General features: G+C 72.3%; 19 protein-coding genes. 13 read left to right on the plus strand and 6 right to left on the minus strand.

The features are described 5' to 3' along the window. Positions 1 to 27: 27 nt before the first annotated feature. Together AB0C28_RS08590 and menD are read left to right on the plus strand one after the other, a co-directional pair. Complete coding sequence (locus AB0C28_RS08590) at positions 28 to 954, plus strand: o-succinylbenzoate synthase (RefSeq protein WP_357842414.1); 927 nt, start codon at positions 28 to 30, stop codon at positions 952 to 954. Beyond that, a complete protein-coding gene (menD, locus tag AB0C28_RS08595; RefSeq protein ID WP_346110920.1) occupies positions 951 to 2,612 on the plus strand; it encodes a 2-succinyl-5-enolpyruvyl-6-hydroxy-3-cyclohexene-1-carboxylic-acid synthase in 1,662 nt (553 codons plus the stop codon). Before AB0C28_RS08590 ends, menD begins: the two co-directional genes overlap by 4 nt. Positions 2,613 to 2,626: 14 nt before the next feature. Here the strand turns inward: menD and AB0C28_RS08600 are convergent, their stop codons facing one another. Both AB0C28_RS08600 and AB0C28_RS08605 read right to left on the minus strand, forming a co-directional pair. Continuing rightward, entirely contained in the window at positions 2,627 to 3,532 is a 906-nt protein-coding gene (locus AB0C28_RS08600; protein WP_358073595.1) for a 5'-3' exonuclease, read from the minus strand. A gap of 5 nt (positions 3,533 to 3,537) precedes the next feature. Continuing rightward, a complete protein-coding gene (locus AB0C28_RS08605; RefSeq protein ID WP_346110919.1) occupies positions 3,538 to 4,731 on the minus strand; it encodes a SpoIIE family protein phosphatase in 1,194 nt (397 codons plus the stop codon). A 142-nt stretch (positions 4,732 to 4,873) separates the two neighbouring features. Here AB0C28_RS08605 and AB0C28_RS08610 point away from each other — a divergent pair, with 142 nt between their 5' ends. Further along, positions 4,874 to 5,983: a Xaa-Pro peptidase family protein gene (locus AB0C28_RS08610; RefSeq protein ID WP_357842420.1), complete on the plus strand. Its 1,110-nt coding sequence runs from the start codon at positions 4,874 to 4,876 to the stop codon at positions 5,981 to 5,983. A 102-nt stretch (positions 5,984 to 6,085) separates the two neighbouring features. On the opposite strand, the gene AB0C28_RS08615 is transcribed toward AB0C28_RS08610, so the two are convergent. Further along, positions 6,086 to 6,667 carry an HD domain-containing protein gene (locus tag AB0C28_RS08615; protein ID WP_357842423.1) on the minus strand — a complete coding sequence of 194 codons (582 nt, stop codon included), beginning with the start codon at positions 6,665 to 6,667 and terminating at the stop codon, positions 6,086 to 6,088. Between the two features lie 77 nt (positions 6,668 to 6,744). Between AB0C28_RS08615 and AB0C28_RS08620 the strand changes: the two genes are divergently transcribed. From AB0C28_RS08620 to AB0C28_RS08640, 5 genes are all read left to right on the plus strand, one after another. After that, a complete protein-coding gene (locus AB0C28_RS08620) occupies positions 6,745 to 7,500 on the plus strand; it encodes a protein phosphatase 2C domain-containing protein (protein WP_357842425.1) in 756 nt (251 codons plus the stop codon). A gap of 185 nt (positions 7,501 to 7,685) precedes the next feature. Continuing rightward, on the plus strand, positions 7,686 to 11,549 hold the full coding sequence (locus AB0C28_RS08625) for an AAA family ATPase (RefSeq protein ID WP_357842429.1): 3,864 nt from the start codon (positions 7,686 to 7,688) through the stop codon (positions 11,547 to 11,549). 345 nt (positions 11,550 to 11,894) lie between these two features. After that, complete coding sequence (locus tag AB0C28_RS08630; protein WP_358073474.1) at positions 11,895 to 12,758, plus strand: terpene synthase family protein; 864 nt, start codon at positions 11,895 to 11,897, stop codon at positions 12,756 to 12,758. Positions 12,759 to 13,017: 259 nt separating this feature from the next. Beyond that, entirely contained in the window at positions 13,018 to 13,611 is a 594-nt protein-coding gene (locus AB0C28_RS08635; RefSeq protein WP_346110910.1) for an ATP/GTP-binding protein, read from the plus strand. A gap of 23 nt (positions 13,612 to 13,634) precedes the next feature. Further along, on the plus strand, positions 13,635 to 14,111 hold the full coding sequence (locus AB0C28_RS08640) for an Lrp/AsnC family transcriptional regulator (protein WP_357842438.1): 477 nt from the start codon (positions 13,635 to 13,637) through the stop codon (positions 14,109 to 14,111). Between the two features lie 11 nt (positions 14,112 to 14,122). On the opposite strand, the gene AB0C28_RS08645 is transcribed toward AB0C28_RS08640, so the two are convergent. After that, positions 14,123 to 15,322, minus strand: coding sequence for an ROK family transcriptional regulator (locus AB0C28_RS08645; protein WP_357842441.1), 1,200 nt, complete (start codon positions 15,320 to 15,322; stop codon positions 14,123 to 14,125). Between the two features lie 368 nt (positions 15,323 to 15,690). Here AB0C28_RS08645 and AB0C28_RS08650 point away from each other — a divergent pair, with 368 nt between their 5' ends. The 5 genes from AB0C28_RS08650 to AB0C28_RS08670 all read left to right on the plus strand — a co-directional run bounded on the left by AB0C28_RS08650 (position 15,691) and on the right by AB0C28_RS08670 (position 22,469). After that, positions 15,691 to 17,856 carry an ATP-binding domain-containing protein gene (locus tag AB0C28_RS08650; protein WP_357842444.1) on the plus strand — a complete coding sequence of 722 codons (2,166 nt, stop codon included), beginning with the start codon at positions 15,691 to 15,693 and terminating at the stop codon, positions 17,854 to 17,856. A 579-nt stretch (positions 17,857 to 18,435) separates the two neighbouring features. After that, a complete protein-coding gene (lnt, locus tag AB0C28_RS08655) occupies positions 18,436 to 20,061 on the plus strand; it encodes an apolipoprotein N-acyltransferase (protein WP_357842447.1) in 1,626 nt (541 codons plus the stop codon). Further along, entirely contained in the window at positions 20,058 to 20,807 is a 750-nt protein-coding gene (locus tag AB0C28_RS08660) for a polyprenol monophosphomannose synthase (RefSeq protein WP_357842450.1), read from the plus strand. Before lnt ends, AB0C28_RS08660 begins: the two co-directional genes overlap by 4 nt. A 197-nt stretch (positions 20,808 to 21,004) precedes the next feature. After that, positions 21,005 to 21,556: an FxsA family protein gene (locus tag AB0C28_RS08665; protein WP_357842453.1), complete on the plus strand. Its 552-nt coding sequence runs from the start codon at positions 21,005 to 21,007 to the stop codon at positions 21,554 to 21,556. Between the two features lie 28 nt (positions 21,557 to 21,584). After that, the gene (locus AB0C28_RS08670) at positions 21,585 to 22,469 is read left to right on the plus strand and encodes a hypothetical protein (RefSeq protein WP_358073475.1); all 885 of its coding nucleotides are present in this window, start codon (positions 21,585 to 21,587) and stop codon (positions 22,467 to 22,469) included. Between the two features lie 112 nt (positions 22,470 to 22,581). On the opposite strand, the gene AB0C28_RS08675 is transcribed toward AB0C28_RS08670, so the two are convergent. Beyond that, positions 22,582 to 22,926, minus strand: a complete 345-nt coding sequence (locus tag AB0C28_RS08675) for an RNA polymerase-binding protein RbpA (RefSeq protein WP_090931221.1) — start codon at positions 22,924 to 22,926, stop codon at positions 22,582 to 22,584. Between the two features lie 189 nt (positions 22,927 to 23,115). Further along, a complete protein-coding gene (locus AB0C28_RS08680; protein ID WP_358073476.1) occupies positions 23,116 to 23,451 on the minus strand; it encodes a hypothetical protein in 336 nt (111 codons plus the stop codon). Positions 23,452 to 23,703: the final 252 nt, after the last annotated feature.

Consider the following 23,703-nt stretch of genomic DNA (forward strand, 5'->3'; position numbering starts at 1 on the left):
AGGTCGGACAGTGGCGCAGGGAGGGTCGTGACGCGTTCTCCCGTGGTCTTCCGGATCCCGATGCGGACGCGGTTCCGTGGGCAGACCGTCAGGGAAGGGGTGCTGCTGCACGGCCCGGCGGGGTGGGGGGAGTTCTCCCCGTTCCCCGAATACGGCCCGCGCGAGTGCGCACGCTGGCTGGCGTGTGCCCGCGAGGCGGCGTTCGAGGGCTGGCCGGAGCCGGTGCGCGACAGCGTCCCGGTCAACGCGACCGTGCCCGCGGTCGATCCCGAGCGGGCCCATGACATCGTGCGGCGCTCGGGGTGCGCCACGGCGAAGGTCAAGGTGGCCGAGCCGGGGCAGACGTTCGACGACGACGTGGCCAGGGTCGAGGCCGTGCGCGACGCGCTCGGGCCGTCGGGGCGGCTGCGGGTCGACGTCAACGGCGCCTGGGAGGTCGATGAGGCCGTCCGCCGGCTCAAGCGGCTCGACCGTTTCGACCTCGAATACGCCGAGCAGCCGTGCGCCACGCTGGAGGAGCTGGCGGCGGTGCGGCGGGCGTGCGACGTGCCGATCGCGGCCGACGAGTCGATCCGCAGGGCCGAGGACCCGCTGCGGGTCAGGGCGGCGGAGGCGGCCGACATCGCGGTGGTGAAGGTGCAGCCGCTGGGCGGGGTGCGCGCGGCGCTGCGGGTGGTGGAGGCGTGCGGGCTGCCCGCGGTGGTCTCCAGCGCCGTGGAGACGTCCGTGGGCCTGGCGGCGGGGCTGGCGCTGGCCGCGGCGCTGCCGTCGCTCCCGTACGCGTGCGGGCTCGGCACCATGGCGCTGCTGTCGGGCGACGTCGTGGACGATTCGCTGGTTCCGGTGGACGGCAGGCTGGCGGTACGGCGACCCAGCGTAGATTATGGCCTTTTGTCGGCTTTTGAGATTGAATCTCCCCAGTGGCTTGGCCGGATGCAGGAGGCGTCACGTTGAACCCCGCTACCGCGCTGGCCACCGTGCTGGTCGATGAGCTGGTGCGCTGCGGCCTGACCGACGTGGTGCTGGCGCCCGGCTCGCGCTCCGCCCCGCTGGCGCTGGCGCTGCACGCCGAGTCCCGGGTGCGGCTGCACGTACGGATCGACGAGCGCTCGGCGTCGTTCCTGGCCCTGGGGCTGGCCCGGCGCTCCGAGCGTCCCGTGGCGCTGATCTGCTCCTCCGGCACCGCCGCCGCCAACTTCCACCCCGCCGTCATCGAGGCGGGCGAGTCGGGCGTGCCGCTGCTGGTCCTGACCGCCGACCGCCCGCCCGAGCTGCGCGGCACCGGCGCCAACCAGACGATCGACCAGATCAAGCTGTACGGCGGCGCCACCCGCTGGTTCGCCGAGGTCGGCGTGCCGGAAGACCGCCCCGGCCAGGTCGCCTACTGGCGCTCGCTGGCCTGCCGCGCCTACCAGCGCGCCGCAGGCGCGGGCAACCCCGGCCCGGTCCACCTCAACCTGGCCTTCAGGGAGCCGCTGATCCCCGACGGCGACACCACCTGGTCAGAGCCGCTCGACGGCGGCGCCAACGGCCCCTGGGTGCGTGCCAGGGTCGCGCCGCCGCCCATAGCCCTGCACATCCCGCCCACCAGGCGCGGCGTGCTCGTGGTCGGCGACGGCGCCGCCAACGTGCGCCGCTACGTCGCGGCGGCGGGCATGGCCGGCTGGCCGGTGCTGTCGGAGCCCAACGGCGGCGGCCGCTACGGCGACCACGCCATCTCGACCTACCACTACCTGCTCAGCACGCCCGAGTTCGCCGACGCGCACAGGCCCGACGTGGTCGTCACGCTGGGCCGTCCCGGGCTGTCCCGGCCGCTGCTGTCGTGGCTGAAGCGCGCGGACGAGCACATCGTGGTGGCGCCCGATCTCGACCGCTGGCCCGACCCGACGCGTTCGGCCACGCAGGTGGCGCAGGCGGTGGAGATCCCGGTCGCCTCGGGTGACGACACCTGGCTGCACGCCTGGCGGCAGGCCGACCTGGCGGTCAGGGCGGCCATGGACGAGGTGCTCGACCTGTCGGGCACCAGCGAGCCGCGCCTGGCCAGAGACCTGGTCGACGCGCTGCCGAACGGGGCGCTGCTGTTCTGCGGCTCCTCCATGCCGATCCGCGACCTCGATCAGGCGATGCGGCCCAGGCGCGGCATCCGGCTGATGGCCAACAGGGGCGCCTCCGGCATCGACGGCCTGGTGTCCACCGCCATGGGGGCGGCGCTGGCGCACAACGGCCCCTCCTACGCGCTGATCGGCGACCTGTCCTTCTTGCACGACCAGAACGGGCTCGTGCTCGGGCCCCGTGAGCCCCGGCCCGACCTGTGTCTCGTCGTGGTCAACAACGACGGGGGCGGCATCTTCTCGCTGCTGCCCCAGGCCGCGGTGCGTGACCCGTTCGAGCGGGTGTTCGGCACGCCGCACGGGGTGGACCTGGGGTACGTGGCTGCCGCGACGGGCACTCCGTACACGCTGGTGGGTGACCTCAGTGATCTGCCCAAGGCGATGCGGGGCGATGGGCCCAGGGTGGTCGAGGTGCGTACGGACCGGGAGGAGAACGCGCTCGTGCACGCCCGCCTGCGCGACGCCGCGCAGGAGGCCGTCCGCGCCTACCTGGCCGGCTGACCCAGGGTTGGACGTCAGCGGGCGAGGACGTCCAGGAGGCGGTTGAGCGGGCCGTCCAGGCCGTAGCGATCGGCCAGGGCGACCAGCGCCTCCGGGTCGCGCGGCTTGGCCGGCAGGGTCAGATCGGCGTCCGGCAGCGGCGCGTCGGGAGCCACCTTCACCACGGCTGGGGCGGCGCTCAGGTAGTCGCGGGCGGCGCTCAGCTTGGTGCGGCTGCCGGCCGGGAAACCGTCGGTGACGCCCGCGTCGAGGGCCTCGAGCAGCGCCGCGAGCGAGCCGAACCGGGTGATCAGGGCGGCGGCGGTCTTCTCGCCGACGCCCGCCACGCCGGGCAGGCCGTCGCTGGGGTCGCCGCGCAGGGTGGCGAAGTCGGCGTAGGAACGGCCGGGGATGCCGTATTTGCCGGTGACGAACGCCTCGTCCACGATCTGCAGGTTGCGCACTCCGCGGGCGGTGTAGAGGACGCGGACCGGCCGGGAGTCGTCGACGAGCTGGAACAGGTCGCGGTCGCCGGTGACGATGTCGACCGCGCCGGGCGCCTGGTGGGTGAGCGTGCCGATGACGTCGTCGGCCTCGTAGCCGGGCGACTCCAGCCGGGCCACGCCGAGGGCGTCGAGCACCTCCTGGATGACCGCGATCTGCGGCACGAGCGCCTCGGGCACCTCCTCCTGGTCGCCCCCTTGGCCGGTGCCGGCGACGCGGTGCGCCTTGTACGTCGGGATCGCCGCGACCCGGAACGCCGGCCGCCAGTCGGCGTCCATGGTGGCGGCCAGCTCGGTGGGGGAGTGCTGGCGTACCAGGGTGGCGATCATGTCGATGAGGCCGCGCACCGCGTTGACGGGCGAGCCGTCCGGGGCCTTGATCGACTCCGGTATGCCGAAGAAGGCGCGGAAGTAGAGCGACGGGGTGTCCAGAAGCATCAGCACTAGGACAGTATGCCCACCGCCAGCAGACACGCGTCGTCCTCCGGGTTGGGGCCGCCGATGTCGGCGAGCAGGCGGTCGAGGCTCGCGTCCAGATCGTGCCCGCGCACCCGGCGCGCGGCGGCCAGTACCAGGTCGAGGCCGACGTCGATGTCGCGCGTACGCCGCTCGACCAGCCCGTCGGTGAACAGCAGCAGCTGGTCGCCGGGCAGCAGCCGGGTGGTGGCCAGCTCGTACGGGCTGCCTGACGCCGCGCCGAGCAGCACGCCCCTGGGCTGCGCGAGCTGGGTGGCCTCCCCGTCGCGGACGAGGATGGGCGCCAGGTTGCCCGCCTGGCCCCAGGCGAACACCCGGGTCTCGGGGTCGAGATGGCCGATGATCGCGGTGGCGGTGGTGTCTTTCAGCTGGTGCATGACGAGGTCGTTCAGCCAGGCCAGCAGCCGGTTGGCGCCCTGCCCGGTCATCGCCAGGCCGACCAGGGCGTGGCGGAGGTGGGCCATGCGCGAGATCGCGGGCAGGCCGTGCCCCGAGGCGTCGCCGATCGCCAGCAGCACGCGGCCGTCGGGCGCCGGGGCCGCCTCGAACCAGTCGCCGCCCAGGTTGGCGGTCTTCTCGGCGGGCACGTACCGGACCGCGATCCTCGTCTGCGGCAGGTCCAGGCAGCCGACCGGCTCGGGCAGGATCGCCTCGCGCAGCGCGAGCATCACGTGGCGCTCCTCCGCGGCCCGTTCGCGCGCCTCCAGGAGCTGGCGGCGCGACTCCGACACCATGCGCTCGGCGCGGCGGCGGCCGGTGATGTCCTGGATGACGCCGTGCATGCCGATCGTGCCGCCGGGCCCGGCCAGCGGTTCGAGCACCACCCGCAGGTCGCGCAGGTCGGCCGAGCCCCCGCCGCGGCGGATGCGGAACTCGGCCTGCACCGGCTCCACGCCCTGCACGACCGACCACAGCAGCCGGTCGAGCGTGGCCACGTCGGAGGGCTCGACGTGCTCGGGCAGGTCGGGCAGGGGGATGGGGCCGTCGCCCGGGTCGCGGCCGAAGATCACGTACACCTGGTCGGACCAGATCGTCTCGCCGGTGTGCAGATGCCACTCCGCCCAGCCCATGTTGCCGAGCCGCTGGGCGTGGCCCAGCCGGACGGCGAGCATCTCGGCCTCGTGCCCGAGCAGCTCGGCCGCGCCTGTGACGTCGACCATGATCTCACTCTCGAACGCAGGGGAACTGGACAATTGGCCCCACACTACGTGATCGACTCGCAACCGTGTGTGTCGATGTCCGGCCGCGTGGCGAGACCTTTTCGCGGATTTTAGGAGCCGCGATCACGAGTAGATTGAGCCTGTGACGTCCTCAGACCTGTATCCCGTGTCCCGTCTCGCCGCCGTCCAGGAGGCCACCGCCAAGGCCGGTCTCGACGCCCTGCTCCTGACGCCGGGCCCCGACCTGCGTTATGTGAGCGGCTACGACGCCAAGCCCCTTGAGCGGCTGACGTGCCTCGTGGTGCCCGCCGTGGCGGAGCCGTACATGATGGTGCCCCGGCTTGAGCTGCCGGCCGCGCAGGCGTCGCCCGCCGCGCGGCTCGGTGTGGAGTTCGTGGCGTGGGACGAGACCGAGGACCCCTACGCGCTGGCCGCGGCGCGGCTCGGCGGGGTCGCCAAGGTGGGTCTGGCCGACCGCATGTGGGCCATGTCGTCGCTGCGCTTCCGCGAGGTGCTGCCAGGGGCCGAGCAGGTGCTGGCCGGAAGCGTGCTGCGGGAGCTGCGGATGCGCAAGTCGCCCGGCGAGGTGGCCGCGCTGCGCGAGGCCGGCGAGGCCATCGACAGCGTGCACCGGCTCGTGCCCGGCCTGCTGCGGGCCGGCCGCACCGAGCGCGAGGTGGGCCGCGACATCGCCGAGGCCATCCTCGCCTCGGGCCACGCGACCGTCGACTTCGTGATCGTCGCCTCCGGCCCCAACGGCGCCAGCCCGCACCACGACGTGTCCGACCGGGTCATCCAGGCGGGCGAGCCCGTCGTGGTCGACATCGGCGGGCAGCTGCACAACGGCTACTGCTCCGACTCCACCCGCACCTACAGCGTGGGCGAGCCGCCGGCCGACTTCGCCGCCTACTACGAGGTGCTGCGCCGGGCGCAGGAGGCCGCCTGCGAGGCGGTGCGGCCAGGGGTGTCGTGCGAGTCGATCGACGCGGCCGCGCGTGATGTCATCGCCGAGGCCGGCTACGGGGAGCACTTCATTCACAGGACCGGGCACGGGATCGGCATCGAGACGCACGAGGAGCCGTACATCGTGGCCGGGAACGACGAGCCGATGGAGGCCGGGTTCGCGTTCTCGGTGGAGCCGGGGATCTACCTGGCGGGGCGGCATGGGGCGCGGATCGAGGACATCGTGGTGTGCACGGAGAGCGGGGGCGAGCGGCTGAACAACACGCCGCGCGACCTCGTGATCGTCTGACCCTGGCACCTCCGCCCGGCACGGCCTCCGCCCGGCCTGTGCCGGTCCGGGGACTCGTGCCCGGGGCCGTGCCCGTTCAGGCGCGGGCCCCGTTCCGGACGGTCAGCGCGGGAGGGTGACGGCCGGATAGGCGTTCTGGAACGCCAGCCGGTCGTCGGCCCGGCCGGCGACGGCGGTGAGCAGGTCGTCCAGCTCCATGAAGACCTGCCAGCCCGGCGCCGCACCGGCCAGCCGGTCGACCACGAGCTGCTCCAGCTCGGGCACCCGCTTGGCCTTCCACACCTTGTCGGCCAGGCTGACCAGGTGGTCCTCGAACGTGGTGCCCGCCCCCGTCCACGAGCCGTGCGTACGGGCGAAGCGGGCCAGCCGCTCAGGCACGCCCCGGGCGAGCAGGAGCTTGTGCCCCGCCTCCTCGTGCGCCGACCCCGGCCCTGACAGCTCGGCCGGGTGCAGGCACTTGCCGACATCGTGGGTGGCGGCGCCGTACCGGACGGCCTCGTGGTCCACGGGGACGGTGGGATGGCGGTCGCGCAGCCAGCCGAGCAGGTCGAGGGCCGCGTCGTGGACGGCACGCAGGTGGGCGGCCAGGCGGGGTGGGGCGTCCAGCTCGCGCAGCAGTTCCTCGGCCGCGCCGGGCAGGTGGGGCAGGGGCGGGTCGGTGAGGGCACGCTGCAGGGTCGTCACCCTCCCACGATAGGCGGCGCGCTTTGGCAGGGTGGCCTTGCGATGAGGGATGCGGTCTCTGTGGCACAGTCGCTGTCATGTTCGCGGAGATCACGTACGCCACCAGACCCGGCTCCGAGCGGCCCAACGAGGACCTGGTGATCGCCGGGCCCTCGTGGATCGTGGTCCTGGACGGGGCGACGGCGGCGGCCGGGGTCGACAGCGGGTGCGCGCACGACGTGGCCTGGCTGGTGGGCCGACTCGGCGGCGCCCTGGCCGGCGGGCTGGCTGCCGACGGCACCTCGCTGGCGGGCCTCCTGGAAGCGGCCATTGAGGCGACCCGATCGGCGCACGGGGGCAGGTGTGACCTGGGCAACCCGGACTCGCCCTCGGCGACGGTGGCCATGGTGCGGTCACTGGGCTCAGGGCGGGTGGAGTACCTCGTCCTGGGGGACTCGCCGGTCGTGCTGTCCCTGGTGGGCGGCGGGGTGCGGGTGGTGAGCGACGACCGGCTCGAACGGCTGCCCGGCGGGCGGCCGTACCCGGTGGAGCTGGTGCGGCGCCTGCGGAACGTTCCCGGCGGCTTCTGGGTCGCGGCCGCCCGTCCGGAGGCCGCGCGCGAGGCGATCACCGGCGAGGCGGACGGGGTGCGCGGGGCCGGCGTGTTCACGGATGGGGTGGCGCGGCTGGCCGACTGGTACGGCTGGAGCTGGCAGGCCGTCCTGGACACGCTGGAGGGCCGCGGGCCCGTGGCCGTGATCGACGCCGTGCGGGAGCTGGAGGTGCGGCGGGGGCCGGTGTGGGGCAAGCGCCACGACGACGCCACCGCCGCCTGGGGCCGCACGCTGAGGTAGCCGCCCCTTGAATTTACGCTCAGGCAGCCGCTCACCGCCGCTTGAGAACTGCGTGAGCCCGTCCTGAGGACGCCACCACCATCTGGGGGCCGCCTGAGCCTGCCCTGAACGTTCCGTGCCCGGGGTGTATCAGAGGGTGTCGCCACCGGCTCTGGGGTTTGCGAGGGCGGAGGGAGGGAGCGCGCATGTTCGTCGGCAGAGCGGAGGAACTCGCCCTCCTGCGTGCGGAACTACGCGCGGCCGGCGCCGGGGCCGTCAGAAGAGTGCTGGTCGAAGGACCGGAGGGGATCGGCAAGACCGCACTCATCCACCACGCACTCGACGGGGAGACGGGCGCGCGGGTACTGGCCGTCAGCGGGGAAGAGGGGGAGCGGGGGCTCCCGCTGGGGCTCATCCGCCAACTCGTTACCGAGGCGGCACGACTGGGCGCCGGGATACCGGCGGTGGCTCCGGTTGAGGGCCGGGGATCAGCGGGGGAAGCTGCACCGGTCGGGGGTCGGGGCTGCTCTGGGAGGGCGGCACCGGTCGAGGGACGGGGCTCCGCGGGGAGGGCGGCACCGTCCGGGTGCCGGGGATCGGCGGGGGAGACCGGCACCCGTCCCGGGGACACCCTGACAGAGCCGGGGGCGGGCGGGGCCGGCGTGTGCGCGGCCGGAAGAGGTCCACTCGACGCGGGGGTGTGTCTGTGTGGCGTCGGGGCGGCTTCGTGTGCTGCCGAGGCCGATCCGTGTGCCGCTGGACAGGTGGTGTGCGACCTCGTCGGGCGGCTGGCGGAGCGGGGGCTCCCGGTCCTGTTCGTCGATGATGCACAGTGGGCCGACCAGCCCTCGTTGCAGGCGCTGGGGTACGCCCTGCGGCGGGTGCGGGCCGGGCGAGTGCTCGTCCTGGTGGCCTGCCGGGACCTGGATGGCACCTGGCTGCCCGAGGGGCTGCGGCGGCTGCTCACAGGCGATGACACGGCACGGCTGACGCTCAGCGGCCTGAACGCCACCGACCTGGCCGAAATGGCCGCCCTGGCAGTCCCGGCCGCCGAGCTCGCACCGGCGGCACCGGCTACACCGGCCATCGGGTCCGGACCGGCCACCGGGTCTGTGTCGGCCGGTGGGCCGGCGTTGGCCGTATCGGCGGCCACGCTCGCGCCTGCCGTGTCGACCGCCCCACCTGCACCGGCCGATGGTCCCGCGCCAAATGGGAGGTTCGTTCCGGTTGCGGGGCCCGTGGGGGGCGCGCCTGCTCTGTTGGGTGCCGGGCCCGCGTCGGTGGCCTGTCACGTGGAGCCGGTTACGCCTGCGCGGACGGATGCGGGGCTGGGGGTGTGCCGGGCGGACGTGGACGTCATGGCGCGTGAAGCTCAGGCGGGCGGGGGTGGTGGGCTGGGGGAGGCGGCGGTGGTGCGGTTGTGGGAGCACACCCGTGGCAATCCGCTGCATGCCCGTGCCCTGCTGGAGATCGTGCCACCGGCGGTGCTCCGCGATCCGTGGGCGCGGTTGCCGGCGCCGGAGACGTACCGGCGGATCTTCGCCCGGCGGCTGCGCTCCTGCGCGCCCGCGACCAGGCGGCTGGTGGCGGCGTGCGCGGTGCTGGGCGAGGAATGCCCGCTGCACCTGGCGGCCACGGTCGCCACGGAGGTCGGCAAGCGGCTTGACGCCTTGAAGGCCGGCCAGCCGCTCGACACCTTGGAAGTCGGCAAGCAGCTTGCCGGCCTGAAGGTAGGCGAGCCGCTTGCCAACCTGGGGGTAGGCGCGCGGCTTGCCGACCTGGGTGTGAGCGCTCGGTTTGACGGCTTGGCGGTCGGTGAGCCGTCTGGTCCCTTGGTAGTCGGCGGGAGGTTTGACGGCTTGAAGGTGGGAGTGCCGCTTGCCGGTTTGGGGGTGGGTGCGCGGTTTGACGGCTTGGCGGTCGGCGGGTCGCCTGATCTCTTGGCGGTCGGTGCGCGGCCTGACGTTCTCGGGGGAGGCTGGGCGCTTGACGCGCTGGAAGAAGCAGTGGGGGCGGGGGTGTTGCGGGAACTGCCCGGCCGCATGGTCGGCTTCGCCGAGCCGTTGGCGCGGGCGGCGGCGTACGACGGGATCGGCGCTGGCTCGCGGGCGCGGTTGCACTTGGCCGCCTCGCGGGTGATCGAGGACAGCGGTGCGGTCCTGCGGCATCGTGCCGTCGCGGCGTGCGGGCCGGACGAGGCGCTGGCCGAGGAATTGTCCGGGTACGCGGCCAAGGCGGCGCAGCACGGGCTGTGGCACGAGGCCGCCGCCCACCTCGACCTGGCCGCTGGGCTCACCGAGTCGGCCGCGCGCCGCGACGAGTTGCGTACGGCCGTGCTGGAACACGTCCTCATCGGGGGCGACGTGCTCCGGGCGGCTGAGCTCGCCGCCGTGCGCAATGCCGACCCGCGCCCGGTACGCCGGTACGTGCTGGGACGGCTCGCGCTGGCCGCCGGGCGCTTCGACGAGGCGTCCGAGCTGCTGGCCGAGGCGTGGCGGCACGCGGAACCGGGTTTCGCGGCCGACGTGGCGGAGCAGCTGGCCTGGCTGGGTCTGGTCACGGGGGACCGCGTGGTTGCGGCGGACTGGGCCCGTGTGGCGATCGAGCAGCCCATCCAGGGCTCGGCCGCCAGGCCGTACGACGTGCTGGCTCTGGCAGGGGTGCCCTGCGCCGGCGCGCCGCCTGGCAGCCTCGCGGCGGCCGTGACGCTGCTGGCCCGCGATGAGCCAGGGCAGGCGCGCGCGGTGCTCGGACGCGCGGCCGGGGCCGCCGGGCCGGCGCATCACCGGTTGCTGGCCACCGCGCTGCTGGCCGTCGCCGAGCACGCCTGCGCGCGGTGGGACAAGGCGGCGGCCCATGCGGAGTACGCCTTCGCGCAGGCGGTGGCGCTCGGGCAGCGGTGGCTGCTGCCGTCCCTGGAGGTGGCCTGCGTGGCATCGCTGGCGGCCATGGGCGAGCACGTACGGGCGCTGACCCACGCCACGGAGGCCGCGGCCACAGCCCGACAGATGGGACACACGATGGGGGAACGGCAGGCCGGCCTGGCCATGGCGCTCCTGACCCCCGGCGAAGCGCTACCCGTACCACCCGTTCTGTCGGCGCCACACCTTCCGCTGGCGCGCCCCCTTCCGCCGCCGCCCTCAGGCGTATCCGGCACTTCTGCCACATCCGAGACGTCCGGGATGCCCGAGGCATCGCGTGCTTCCGGCGTGTCGGGGGTGCCCGGCTTGTCGGTGGTACTTGAAGCGTCCGGGGCGTCGGGAGCCGGGGGCGGTGGCGCAGGTGGAGGCGATTGGGGGTGGGGCGGAGGGCTGGACGTGTTCGTGCCGGACCCGCGGCCCGCCCAGATCGAGGCGCTGGTCGCGGACGGGCGGCTGGAGGAGGCGGAGCGGGCGCTGGCCGCGTTCGACAGCGAAGGGACACCGTACGACGGCGACGGGACGCACGGGCGCGGCGACAGGACGCAGCGGGGCAACGAAGAGCCGCTGTACAACGGCGACCCGGCGCGGCAGAGCAGCCAAGAGGGACGGCGCGATGGCGAAGAGGTGGGGTGGGGCAGCCGAGAGGTGTGGCGGGGTGAGGCCAGGCGTAAGGCTGAGCGGGCCCGGCTCGGTGGGTTGTTGCTGGCCGGACGGAATGCGCCGACCCAGGCCGAGGAGGCGTTCGTGCGGGCGCTCGCGCTGGTCGAAGCGGGAGTGAGCCCGCTGGAGGAAGCACGGGTGCTGCTCGACCTGGGCAGGCTGCTGCGCAGGACGGGCCGGCGCAAGGTGGCGGCCGAACGCCTGTCGGCGGCGCGGGCGATCTTCGAGCGGCTGGGTGCCCGTCCCCTGGCGGAGCGGTGTGGCAAGGAGCTGGAGGCGTGCGGGATGGAGCCGCCCGCCACGGCCCGTCTCGGCCTCACCCCGCAGGAGCTGAGCACCGCCACGCTGGTGGCCGGCGGCCTGACGAACCGGCAGATCGCCAGAGAGCTGCTCATCAGCGTCAAGACCGTCGAATACCACATCGGCAAGATCTACACCAAGCTCGGGATCAGCTCCAGGGTGGCGCTGGCGGCGAAGCTGACGACCTGACCTGGCCCGGGGCCGGCCCAATACCAGCCCAAATCCGGCCCAAATCCGGCCCGAAGACGGGTCGGGACAGGTCGGGACAGGCCGGGACTGGCTCGGCGACTGGCTCGGGAACGGCCCGCGCCGGTCCCAACCCGGCCTCGGACCGGCCCCAAACTGGTCCGGGATCCGGCCCCGTCCGGTGATGGGAGAGTTACGGAGAGGGAGGTGACATCGCGGATCCGGATCGGCCACCCGGCCGATGCCTTGATCGGAACCGCATGATCATGAAAGAATTCTTCGACAGGTGTATATCCGGATGTTGGGGGTCTTCGCCCATGATCCGCGAGCCGATCGAGCGGCCTTAGGATGCCCGACGAGCTGGACGAGGCGTTCGAGCTCGGAAAGACATGTGCGACGGCCGCCGAATGCGGCAGGGACCTGCAGCGATGCGCGCAGATGTACACCGGGCTGTTCCCGCAGGCCGTCTTCGGCACGGAGTTCTTCCACGGCCTGACCCTGGCTCACGCGTTCAGCTCGCCCTGGGCCGGCGCGGGCCGGTTGCGGGTGGTCAACCGGGCGGCCCTGTGGGTGCTGGCCGTGGACCGGCACGTCGAGTACACCGCCACCACCCGCGCGCAGGTCGATCGCATGACGCGAGAATGCCTGTCCGTCGCCGAGGGGGCCGTGCCGCGCACGGCCCTCACGCGTTTCCTGGCCGACCTGCGCGACGAGATGACCACCGCAGGAGGGTTCGAGCGGCTGCAGCGGATCTGGCGCGACCAGCTCGCCGACATGCTGGTGGCGATGACCACGGCCTGGGAGTGGCGGGAGCGGCGCGCCGTCCCGACGCTCGCCCGCTACGTCGACAACGCCGACTGCCGGGGCTCCTGCTTCGTGGACCTGTCGCACTGGATCTACGCGGCCGACGACTGGTCGAAGGCGCACCTGGACGACCTGCGCACCGCGAGCAGGCAGGTGCAGCGCTACCTGCACCTGCTCGGCGACGTCGTCTCCTACCGCAGGGACATGAGCTGGGGCGATCTCAACGTGCTGGCGCTGGGCGTGGAGCGTACGGAGGTGACGGACGCGATGACGGAGCTGGCGGGCGAGGCGTGCGAACTCATCGAACGGCTCCGCCTGAACAGCCCGAAGACCGCCTCCTACCTGCGCAGACAGATCGGATTCAGCGCGGGTTTCACCGGTGTTTCGGGCTTTCGGCGGGTGCCGTAACGGCCTCGTCTGAATCCATGACAGACAAACTTGACTCTAACCTTGTTAAGGCCGCGAATAACGGGGCGCTGGACGACAAACCGTGACATTTTGTTTCTTGTAAAAGATTGCGGCTTGAGTGGAAAATGTGGCGTTGCTAGGGTGTCTCCGATGCCAGGCATGTGGATCAGCCTTTTCAAAGCGCCTTGACAGGTACCACTGACCACGGCACCTCAGGGGCGGGGTTGCGCATGCGCGGGATAGGTACGGGCGGTGCTGGATGGAAGTCGGTCGCACAGACCGTTGGCGGCTGCCGACAGCGATCAAGATTCTGATCGCGGGCGGCTTCGGCGCGGGCAAGACCACGATGGTCGGCGCCGTGTCCGAAACACGGCCTCTGCGAACAGAGGAGGCCCTGACCCAGGTCGGCACGCACATCGACGACTTATCAGGCGTCGAACGCAAGCTCACCACCACCGTGGCCATGGACTTCGGCCGCATCACGATGCCCAACGACTACATGCTCTACCTGTTCGGCACCCCGGGCCAGGAGCGGTTCTGGTTCGTGTGGGACGAGCTGGCCATGGGGGCGCTGGGCGCCGTCGTGCTGGCCGACACCCGGCGCCTCGACGACTGCTTCCCGGCGGTCGACTACTTCGAGAAGCGCGGGCAGCCGTTCATCGTGGCGCTCAACTGCTTCGACGGCACCAGCCCCTTCACGGTCGGCGAGGTGCGCTCGGCGATCGGCCTGGAGCCGGACATCCCCATCGTGCGCTGCGACGCGCGCCGCAAGGACTCGGGCAGGGAGGTGCTCATCACGCTCGTCGAGCACGCGATGCGCAGAGGAGTCAGTCCCGTCGGGACCATGTCGTGACCATGACCGGCTACCTTTGACCGATGGAGGAGATCGACCGCCGGATCGTCACGCTGCTGGCCCGCGACGGCCGCATGAGCTTCACCGACCTGGCCAGGGAGACCGGGCTCTCGGTCTCAGCGGTTCACCAGCGCGTACGCCGGCTGGAGAAGCGGGGCGTGGTCCGCGGATACGCCGCGATCGTCGACCACGACGCGGTCGGCCTGCCGCTGACCGCCTTCGTGTCGATCAAGCCGATCGACCCGTCCGCGCCCGACGACGCCCCCGAGCGGCTGGCCCACCTGGCGGCCATCGAGGCGTGTCACAGCGTGGCCGGCGACGAGAGCTACATCCTCAAGGTGCGGGTGGCCTCGCCGGTGGCGCTGGAGGACCTGCTGCAGCAGATCCGCGCCTCGGCCAACGTCTCGACCCGCACCACGGTCGTGCTGAGCACCCCGTACGAGCACCGCGCCCCCGCCGTCGCCGGCGACCCCGGACCCGCCCCCGACGGCCAGGCCTGAGCGGCGACCGCTCAGCCCCCCACCCCGGCTACGCCGAACACCTCGTCGCGTACGGCGGCCAGAGCCAGCTCCAGGGCTCCGGCCAGCACCGGGTTGCCCTCGACGCTCGACAGGCGGACCGGGGGCCTGGGGATGGTGAGCGCGTGCAGCTCGTGCTCGACCAGCTCGCGCAGCGTCTCGCCGCCCGGCAGCACGACGCCGCCGGTCAGCACGATCAGCTCGGGGTCGACGACCGAGGTGATCGCCGCCAGGCCCACGGCCAGGCGGGCGGCGACGTCGCGCAGCCCGGCCCTGGCGTCGTCGGCCTGCTGCCCGGTGCCGGCCGCCGCCCGTACGGCGTTGGCGACGGCCTGGCGGAAGCCGCCGCCGCGCACGCCGTACGAGCGCAGCAGTTTCAGCACGGCGGCACCGCCGCTCAGCGCCTGGAAACCGTGGTTGGCGTAGCGGCCGGACTCGCGCGCCGTCGGCGCGCCGGGGATCGGCATGTAGCCCACCTCGCCCGCCCCGCCCGTGGCGCCCCTGTGCATCCGCCCGTCCAGCACGATGGCGCAGCCGATGCCGCTGTCGGCCCACAGCAGCACGAAGTCGCGGTGCCCGCGGGCCGCGCCGTGCGCGCGCTCTGCCGCCGCGACCAGGTTGACGTTGTTCTCCACGGCCACGGGCACGCCGAGGCCGGAGCTGAGGGCGGGCACCAGGCCGGGCAGTTGCCAGCCCGGCACGTCCTTCGCGGCGGCGTACCCGAGTCGGCCGGTGGAGGGGTCGACGGCGGCCTGCACGCCGATCACGACGCGGCTCAGGGGGCCGGGCGGATCGGTGCCGCGCAGCGCGGCCGACAGCCGCTCGACCAGGTCGCCACGCGGGCGGCCGGGGGTCGGCAGCACGTGCTCGCCGACCACCGTGCCGGTCAGGTCGGCCACCCTGGCTTCGATCCGCCCGGGGGTGACGTCGAGGGCGCCCACGTACGCCGCCGCGGGGTTGATCCGGTAGACCTCGGCCGTACGGCCGGGCAGCCCCTCCCTGACCCCGTCCAGCACGACGAGCCCCGCCCGCTGGAGCCGGAGCAGGAGTTGGGAGGCGGTGGGCTTGGACAGCCCCGTCAGCGCGCCGATCTCGGGACGGGTCAGGGGGCCCCGCTCGATGAGGGCGCGCAGGGCGGCGCGATCATTGATGGCGCGTAGCAGACTGGGAGTCCCCGGGACCGGGCCGCTCACGGCATGTCTCCTTCTTCGTCGTTAGGAAACTTTCCTAACTAAATGTGACGATAAAAAGAGCTGTGGCCGCAGGTCAAGGGGCGCGACCAAGACGTGACCGGGGCCAGGGAAAGCCCGGGGAAGGGGGAAAGTGATGAGAGTGCCTCGACAGGCATGCTAATGTCGTCGTTTGTCGTAACAACAAGCAGAATGGCCCGGAGTGTCCCATTAACCACATTAACGGTCAGGCGGCAACTCGTCAAACGGAGCTCGCCAGGGAGCAGACGTACGTCACCACCCTGTACGACCGCCTCGACACCCTGCGTGAGCGAACCCAGCGGCAGCTCAAAGAGGTGCTCGCCGCCGGCGCCGTCGGCACGATGCAGAACATGTCCGAGCGCGACGCGTTCGCCGAGATGCACGCCACCCGCCTCGCCCGGCTCTGGGCCGTCGAGCGCGGCCTGGTCTTCGGCCGGCTCGATCACACCGACGAGGGCCGGCTCTACATCGGCAAGCTCGGCCTGACCGACGACGAGCAGCACCGCCTGCTCATCGACTGGCGGGCCCCCGTGGCGCAGCCGTTCTACCGCGCCACCCCGTCGGCGCCCATGGGCGTGACCAGGCGCCGCCACCTGCAGACCAAGGGCCGCGACGTCGTCGGCGTGGACGACGACCTGCTCGACCTCGACTCGCTCACCGACGACGACCGCGCCACGCTCAACGGTGAGGCCGCGCTGCTGGCCGCGCTCGACGAGCGGCGCACCGGCCGCATGCGCGACATCGTCGCCACCATCCAGTCCGAGCAGGACCGCGTCATCCGCAGCGACCTCAACGGCGTGCTCGTGGTCCAGGGCGGACCCGGCACCGGCAAGACCGTCGTGGCCCTGCACCGGGCCGCCTACCTGCTCTACACCCACCGCCAGCGGCTCGAACGCCGCGGCGTGCTCATCCTCGGGCCCAACCTCACCTTCCTGCGCTACATCGAGCAGGTCCTGCCCTCCCTCGGCGAGACCGACGTGCTGCTGTCCACCGTCGGCGAGCTCTACCCCGGCGTCACGGCCACCGCCAGGGAACGGCCCGAGGTGGCCGCGCTCAAGGGCGACCCGCGGATGGCCGACGTGATCGCCAAGGCCGTGCGCGACCGGCAGAAGATCCCCCGCCAGCCCATCGAGGTGACGCTCGGCCGGATCACGCTCACCATCGACCGCCCCATGCTGGAGGCGGCCAGGAACAAGGCCACCCGCTCGCGCCGCCCGCACAACCAGGCCCGCGCCGTCTTCGTCCGCTCGCTGCTCAACGCCCTGGCCAGGCAGCAGGCCCGCAAGATCGGCAAGGGGCTCATCGACGAGGAGGAGCTCGCCGACCTGCGCGAGGAGCTGCGCACCGAGCCGGTGATCAAGTCCGCGCTCAACCGGCTCTGGCCGTACCTGACGCCGCAGCGCCTCCTGCTCGGCCTGTACGGCTCCCCCGAACGCCTCGGCGCCGCCGGCTCCGCCCTGACCCCCGAGGAGCGCCGCCTCCTGCGCCGCGACGGCGCCCGCGCGGGGGAGTGGACCGAGTCCGACGTCCCCCTGCTCGACGAGGCCGCCGAACTGCTCGGCGAGATCGACGAGCACGTGCTGCGCGCCAGCGCGATGCAGGCGGAGGAGGAGCTGGCCGCCGCCCGCCAGGCCGAGCAGAGCGAGCGCGAGGCCGAGATCGCCTACGCCCGCGAGGTTCTGGAGCTGACGGGCCTGTCCGACGTCGTGGAGGCCGAACGGCTGGCCGAGCGCCAGCGCGGCGACGGCCCCTACCTCACCACCGCCGAACGCGCCGCCGCCGACCGCACCTGGGCCTACGGCCACGTGATCGTGGACGAGGCGCAGGAGCTGTCGCCGATGGCGTGGCGGGCCGTCATGCGGCGCTGCCCGACCCGGTCGATGACGATCGTCGGCGACATCGCCCAGACCGGCTCGGCCGCCGGGGCCCGTTCGTGGGAGGAGGTGCTCGACCCGTACGTGGCCGGGCGCTGGCGCCAGGAGCGGCTGAGCGTCAACTACCGCACCCCGGTCGAGCTGATGGCCGTGGCCGCCCGCGTCCTGGCCACCATCGACCCCGCCCTGCGCGCCCCCGACTCCGTGCGCGAGGTGGACGCGCGGCCGTGGGCCGCGCCGCTCTCCGCGCTGCCCGCCCTGGTCAAGGCGGAGACGGACGAGGGCGGCAAGGTCGCCGTGGTCGTGCCCGACGCGCTGCTGACCACCCTCGGCGAGCGGATCGCCGCGGCCGTGCCCGGCACCGTCGTCGTCTCGCCGGGCGCCGCCCGGGCCAAGGGCGCCGAGGCCCTGGACGCGCCCGTCGCGGTCATGGGCGTGACCGACGCCAAGGGGCTGGAGTTCGACTCCGTCATCGTGGCCGAGCCCGACCTCATCGCCGCCCAGTCGCCACGCGGTCCCAGCGACCTGTATGTTGCTCTCACGCGTGCGACACAGCGGCTCGGGGTCGTCCACGAGCGGCCGCTGTCGCCCGCGCTGCGGGACTTGCCAAGCCGCTCGCCGGTGCCCGCTAATGGGCTTTGACCGGCTTTACAGCCACCGGCCAAACATGTCCTACCTGCGAAAACTTGATGTTTCTGCTGATCGGGACACGGTTGACATCTGAGGTGGAGTCGGTAGTTTGCTGCGCAGTCCAGCACGGGACTTGGCCGGTTGGCCGTCTCTGACATCGCCGGATCCTGCGTCCGTGACGGAGTGTGACTTCGTCCACACAGCCAGGTGCAGGGCCGTCGGTCCGTCGAGTCGGGGCACCCCAACCGGGCGGGGGGTTGGACCCGGGACGGGTCCGGGAGCCCAGTAGACAACGGAATTCCGAGCTCGCCGCCGACGAGACGGGTCCGGTCCGAAGGGTTCCCGGGCCCTCTTCCCGTTCTCGTGCGCCGGACCGACATCGCGCCGGGTGATCCCGTTCAGCCACGGGATCACCCCGCCGCTCCGCTTCCGCCCTGAGCCGATAATCCGATCACCCGTGGCGCGCCGGACCTGAGCGCGGCCGCGGGACGGTAGCGTTTTCGCCAGCAGGCATTGTGAGCGAGCTTCGTGAGCAGGGCTCGTGAGCGGGCTCTGTGAACAGGCTTCGTGACATGGCGAGGAGACCCCGGAGTGGTTCAGGAGACAACGAGCCCACCGCCCGCGGCCGGGCACGCCTCCGATGGGGCGGCGCGGCCGGGCGCGCGATGGGTGCTGCCGGGCCGGATCGCCGCGGCCGTCGCCGGCGGCCTGGCCCTCTTCGCGGCCTTCCCGCCGCTCGGCTGGTGGCCGTGTGCTCCCCTGGGCATCGCCCTCGTCATCGGCTCCCTGTACGGCACCCGCGCCAGGCGGGCGGCCTGGCTCGGCTACCTGGCCGCCGCCGTGTTCCTGCTGCCCGCCCTCGCCTGGGTGCGCACCATCGGCGACGACGTGTGGTTCATGCTGGTCGCCACCGAGTGCTTCTTCTACGCCGCCATGGCCGCGCTGGCCGCGCCCGTGTTCCGGCTGCGGGGCTGGCCGCTGTGGTTCGCCGGCCTGTGGGTGCTCATGGAGTGGGCCCGCAGCCTGGTGCCCATCGGCGGGTTCCCCTGGGCCCGGGTGGCCTTCAGCCAGGGCGAGACCCCGTACACGCCGTATGCCGCGCTGGGCGGCGTGCCGCTGGTGTCGTTCGCCGTCGCGCTGAGCGCCGGCCTGCTGGCGCAGGCCGTGCTGAGCCGCCGCGCCGCCCCGCCGGCCGTGCTGACCCGCCTGGCCGGCTCGTCGGCCGCCGTGCTCGGCAGGGCCGTTCCGGTCGCGCTGGCACTGCTCGTTCCCGCTCTGACGTTCGCGCTGCCCAGGCCGGGTGACGAGGGCCGCAGCGTCAACGTCGGCATCGTGCAGGGCAACGTCCCGGGCCGGGGCATGTACGCGCTCGGCGACGAGCCCGCCGTCGTGCTGCGCAACCACGCCACCGAGACCAAGCGGCTGGCCCAGGCCGTACGCGACGGCAAACTCCTCAAGCCCGACATCGTCGTCCTGCCGGAAAACTCCACCGACATCGACCCCTACCGCGACGAATACGCCCGCCAGATCATCCAGGACGCCGTCTCCGACGTCGGCGTGCCCACACTCGTCGGGGCCGTCGTCGCGATCGGCAGCGACGAACGCGCCACCCGCAGCCTGGTCTGGGACCCGGTGACCGGGGCCGGTGCCTACTACGACAAGCAGAATCTGGTGCCGTTCGGCGAATACACGCCGTTCAAGGACCTCGTGCTGGCGCTGTGGGATCGGGCGAGCCTGGTCGGCAGGCAGTCGGTCCCCGGCGACAAACCGGGCGACCTGAAGATGGGGCCAGTCACGATCGGCGCGGTCAACTGCTACGAGGTCGCCTACGACGACACCGTGCGCGAGACCGTCCGCGCCGGCGGCACCCCGATCGTCGTGCAGACCAACAACGCCAGCTACGCCGAGTCCAACCTGCCGCCGCAGCAGCTCGCCATGTCGCAACTGCGCGCCGTCGAGCACAACCGGGCCGTCGTGACCGCCGCCACCACGGGAATCTCGGCATACGTGACACCTGACGGTAAGGTCTCCTGGCAGACTCGCGAACTTGTCCCTGACATGAACGTGGTCAAGGTGCCCGTCCGCACGCAGGAAACGATCGCCACCAAGGTGGGCGTCCTGCCCGAATGGGCACTGATGGTGATGGGAGCGGCGGCGGCCGGAGTCGCCGTGTGGCGAGGCAGGCGGCGAGGCGATCGGATGAGGAACGACGGATGATGGAGACTCTCGGCCGGGTGCTCGTCGTCGTGCCCACCTACAACGAGCGCGACAACCTGCCGGCGATCGTCGAACGGGTGCGCGCCGCCGTCCCCGAGGCCCACGTGCTCGTGGCCGACGACAACAGCCCCGACGGCACCGGCGAGGTCGCCGACGAGCTCGCCGACGCCGACGACCAGGTGCACGTCCTGCACCGGCCGGGCAAGCAGGGCCTCGGAGCCGCCTACATCGCCGGGTTCCGCTGGGGCTTGCAGGAGGGCTACGACGTCCTGGTCGAGATGGACGCCGACGGCTCCCACCAGCCCGAGGAGCTGCCCAAACTGCTGGAGGCGCTGGCCGACGGCGCCGACCTGGCCATCGGCTCGCGCTACGTGCCCGGCGGCAAGGTGGTCAACTGGCCGCAGCGGCGCGAGCTGCTGTCCAAAGGGGCCAACATCTACACCCGCGTCATGCTCGGCCTGCCCGTACGCGACGCGACCGCCGGCTTCCGCGCCTACCGCGCCGCCACGCTGGAGAAGGTGGGGCTGTCCGGGGTGGAGTCGCAGGGCTACTGCTTCCAGGTCGACCTGACCCTGCGCACGTCCCGGCACGGGCTGCGGGTGGTGGAGGTGCCCATCACGTTCGTGGAGCGGACGGTGGGCAAGAGCAAGATGAACGGCAAGGTCATGTCCGAGGCGCTGTGGCGGATCGGGCTGTGGGGCGTCACGGGGCTCCCCAAACGCCTCAAGGGCAACCCCAGATCCTGACGGCCTGATCGACGGCGACGCTGGACCACAGCGGCCGACTGCGGGCGCGGCCCGGGACCGGAGCCCGGACTGGAACCCGAGACCGGAAACCCGGGACTGGAAACCCTGGACTGGGTCCGGGATGTCCCTGATTCGTGGGCCATGCCGGAACGCTCGGCGGGTTCCGGGCGTTGTCACTGCTGTAAGGCGCGCGCGCGATGTGCGGAATCGAGGAAACGATGCGGCTGCTGCTCTTCCTGGCCTTCCTGGTCGTCCCGATCCTGGAGATCTGGCTGCTGATCCAGATCGGGTCGGTGATCGGCGGGCCCGCCACCATCGCCCTGCTCATCGCCGACAGCCTCCTGGGCGCCTGGCTGGTCCGCCGCGAGGGACGCCGGGCCTGGCGGGTGCTGCAGGACGCGATCAAGTCCGGCCGCATGCCCGACCGCGAGCTGGCCGACGGCGGCATCATCCTGGTGGGCGGCACCCTGCTGCTGACCCCGGGCTTCTTCCTCGACGTGTTCGGCTTCCTGTGCCTGATCCCGTTCACCCGGCCGATGATGCGCCGCCTGGGCGCGTACTTCTTCGAGCGCCGGATCAAGAAGATGGCCGCCTCCTCGCCGTACGCGGGACTCTTCCCGCCGTCCACCGGCTTCCCCGGCCAGGACGCGGGCCCGTACGCCGACAGAGACGCGCAGGCGGGCGCGCCGCAGGGCGGCCGGGTGGTGCACGGCGAGGTGATCCGCGAGGACCGCGACTCCGCGTCCTGAGGGCCTGTGGGACCCTTATGATCATCGGGTGCGTTCACGGGGTTTCTTATCGATCGTGCTCGTGATCAGCCTGACGGCCGGGTGTGGGGGACAGGCGGCTCCGCCATCCGCCGAGGCGGTGGCCCGGCTGGCGGAAGACTCGGCGGGAGTGCGGATCGCCAAGCGGGTCTGGCTGGACTACGGCCAGGCGATGCCCACACCTCGGGCTGAGGACGACCTCATCGTGCCGGTCGACATCGGCGAATACAGCGAGAGCCGGACCACCGGGGTCATGCGGCTCGGCGTGGATGCCTCCGACCTGACCACGACCTTCCACCGGACCAACGTCCCCGAAGAGCTGAAGGGCCTCGTACCGGACGATCTGTCGTCGATGACGACCAGGGCGATCTCGATCGGCGGCTCCGGCACCTACGAGCATCGGGCCGGCCGGAAGGACGTTCCGGCCGGCAAGACCTGGCTGCACCACAACGGGAGCGGATGCGGAGCGGCAGCGCGCGCCGTCGGATCACTCGACCTGCGGGCGATCCTGTCGCCCGAGGTGCTGCGGAAGCTCACGGCACCCGCTTCCTCTCCCGAAGAGGTCATCGACGGGGTCGCCACCGTCCTGCACGCCGGGAGCGCCCCGCAGAGCGAGTTCGGCGGGCAGGGCCCGGGCGATGACCCCGTCACCCTCGCGGTGCTGCGCGAGCGGTTCCGCTCGGTGGAGGTCTCATGGCGGTTGTGGGTCGGGCCGGACGGGCTTCCCCGCCGGCTCCGCCTTGAGGCGGCCATGCCCGCGGCCGGGAAGGGCATGCCCAAGACCTCCGTGACCGAGATCGACTTCACTGGCTGGGGAAGTGACGTCACCATCGTGCCCCCGGCAGGGGAGCAGGTGCACGAGACCGGCAGTTGCCTCGCCGCGGAACCCCGGTGACCTCCCGTCACGCCCTCTTCTCCGATAGGGAGGACTCAGGGGCACGGGTGGGTTTTCCAGGCAAGACAAAACCCCCGGGCGGCCGGCCCGGGGGTTTCACCGTGAGAGTAGGTCAGGCGCTCTTGCGACGCTGAGCCCGCAGCACAGCAAGCCGCTCGTTGAGCACCTCTTCAAGATCTTCGATGGACCGCCGCTCCAGGAGCATGTCCCAGTGTGTCCGCGGGGGCTTGGTCTTCTTGGACTCCGGCTGCTCGCCGTCCACGCGGACCGCGGTCGCGCCGCACATGCGGCATTCCCAAGTCGCGGGAATCTCGGCCTCTGCGGCAAGCGGAACCTCGAAATGATGGCCCTTCGGACAGGTGTAGGACACCTCCTGGCGCGGGGCCAGATCCGTGTTACGGTCGTTCTCGTAGCTGGTTGCCCCGAGCCGGGTGCCACGAAGTGCGCGCTCGCCCATGTCTAAATGCCTCCTACAGGGCCCCCTTGCGTGGGGGGTCTGTCTCCCACGGTGTCTAACGCTTGGTACCGTGATGGGATTCCCACCTGCGGGGTGATCCAATCGCGGTTGGCGCCTCGGTTCTTCACATGATCGTCGATCAAGCCCGCACGCTGGGGTTTCGTGTCCGGTCCGCGGCTTTTCCCGCGATCAGCGGGCCCAAGGCGGGCTGTCGCCCATTTTCTGGTAGTAGCGCGCCAAATGGCTTTTGACCCGGTCTACTTCGTCGGCGGGCAGATCGATGCCGCCACGGGCGCCCTGCATGATGTTGCCCGCGGCCATCACGGCACGTGGTACAGCCTTCAGCCGACCGCCGATGACGTCGGCGATCAGCAGCTTGTAACTGCCGAAGTTCTCGGGCTTGTCGCCGTCGTACCAGACGTGGGCGTCCCGGTACGCGGCGTCCGGCTCGTCCTCGGCATCCGCCCAGTCACGCACCCGCTTCTCAGCCGCGTCACCGTCCCACTCACGGTCACGGTCGGCCAAGGGCAGATCTTGGAACCTGGTGACAGTCATGCCCTCCGACTACCCGGTCCGGGTCGGGCAAACGAAGTCCTCGAAAACCTTTGCCAACTCGCTGCCCCTCGGCCCGCAGGCCAGATGCCGACGCGGTCGGGCGACCTGTGCAGGTCAGACGCCCGCGCAGGCCGGGCGTTGGCACGGTCGTGGGTTCGCGTGGCTGGGTGCTCGTGTGGGCCGGATGCCGGTGCGGGCGAGACGCCCGTGCGGGTCAGCAAC

The sequence above is a fragment of the Nonomuraea sp. NPDC048892 genome (genome assembly GCF_040649735.1).
GTDB classification, from domain to species: domain Bacteria; phylum Actinomycetota; class Actinomycetes; order Streptosporangiales; family Streptosporangiaceae; genus Nonomuraea; species Nonomuraea maheshkhaliensis.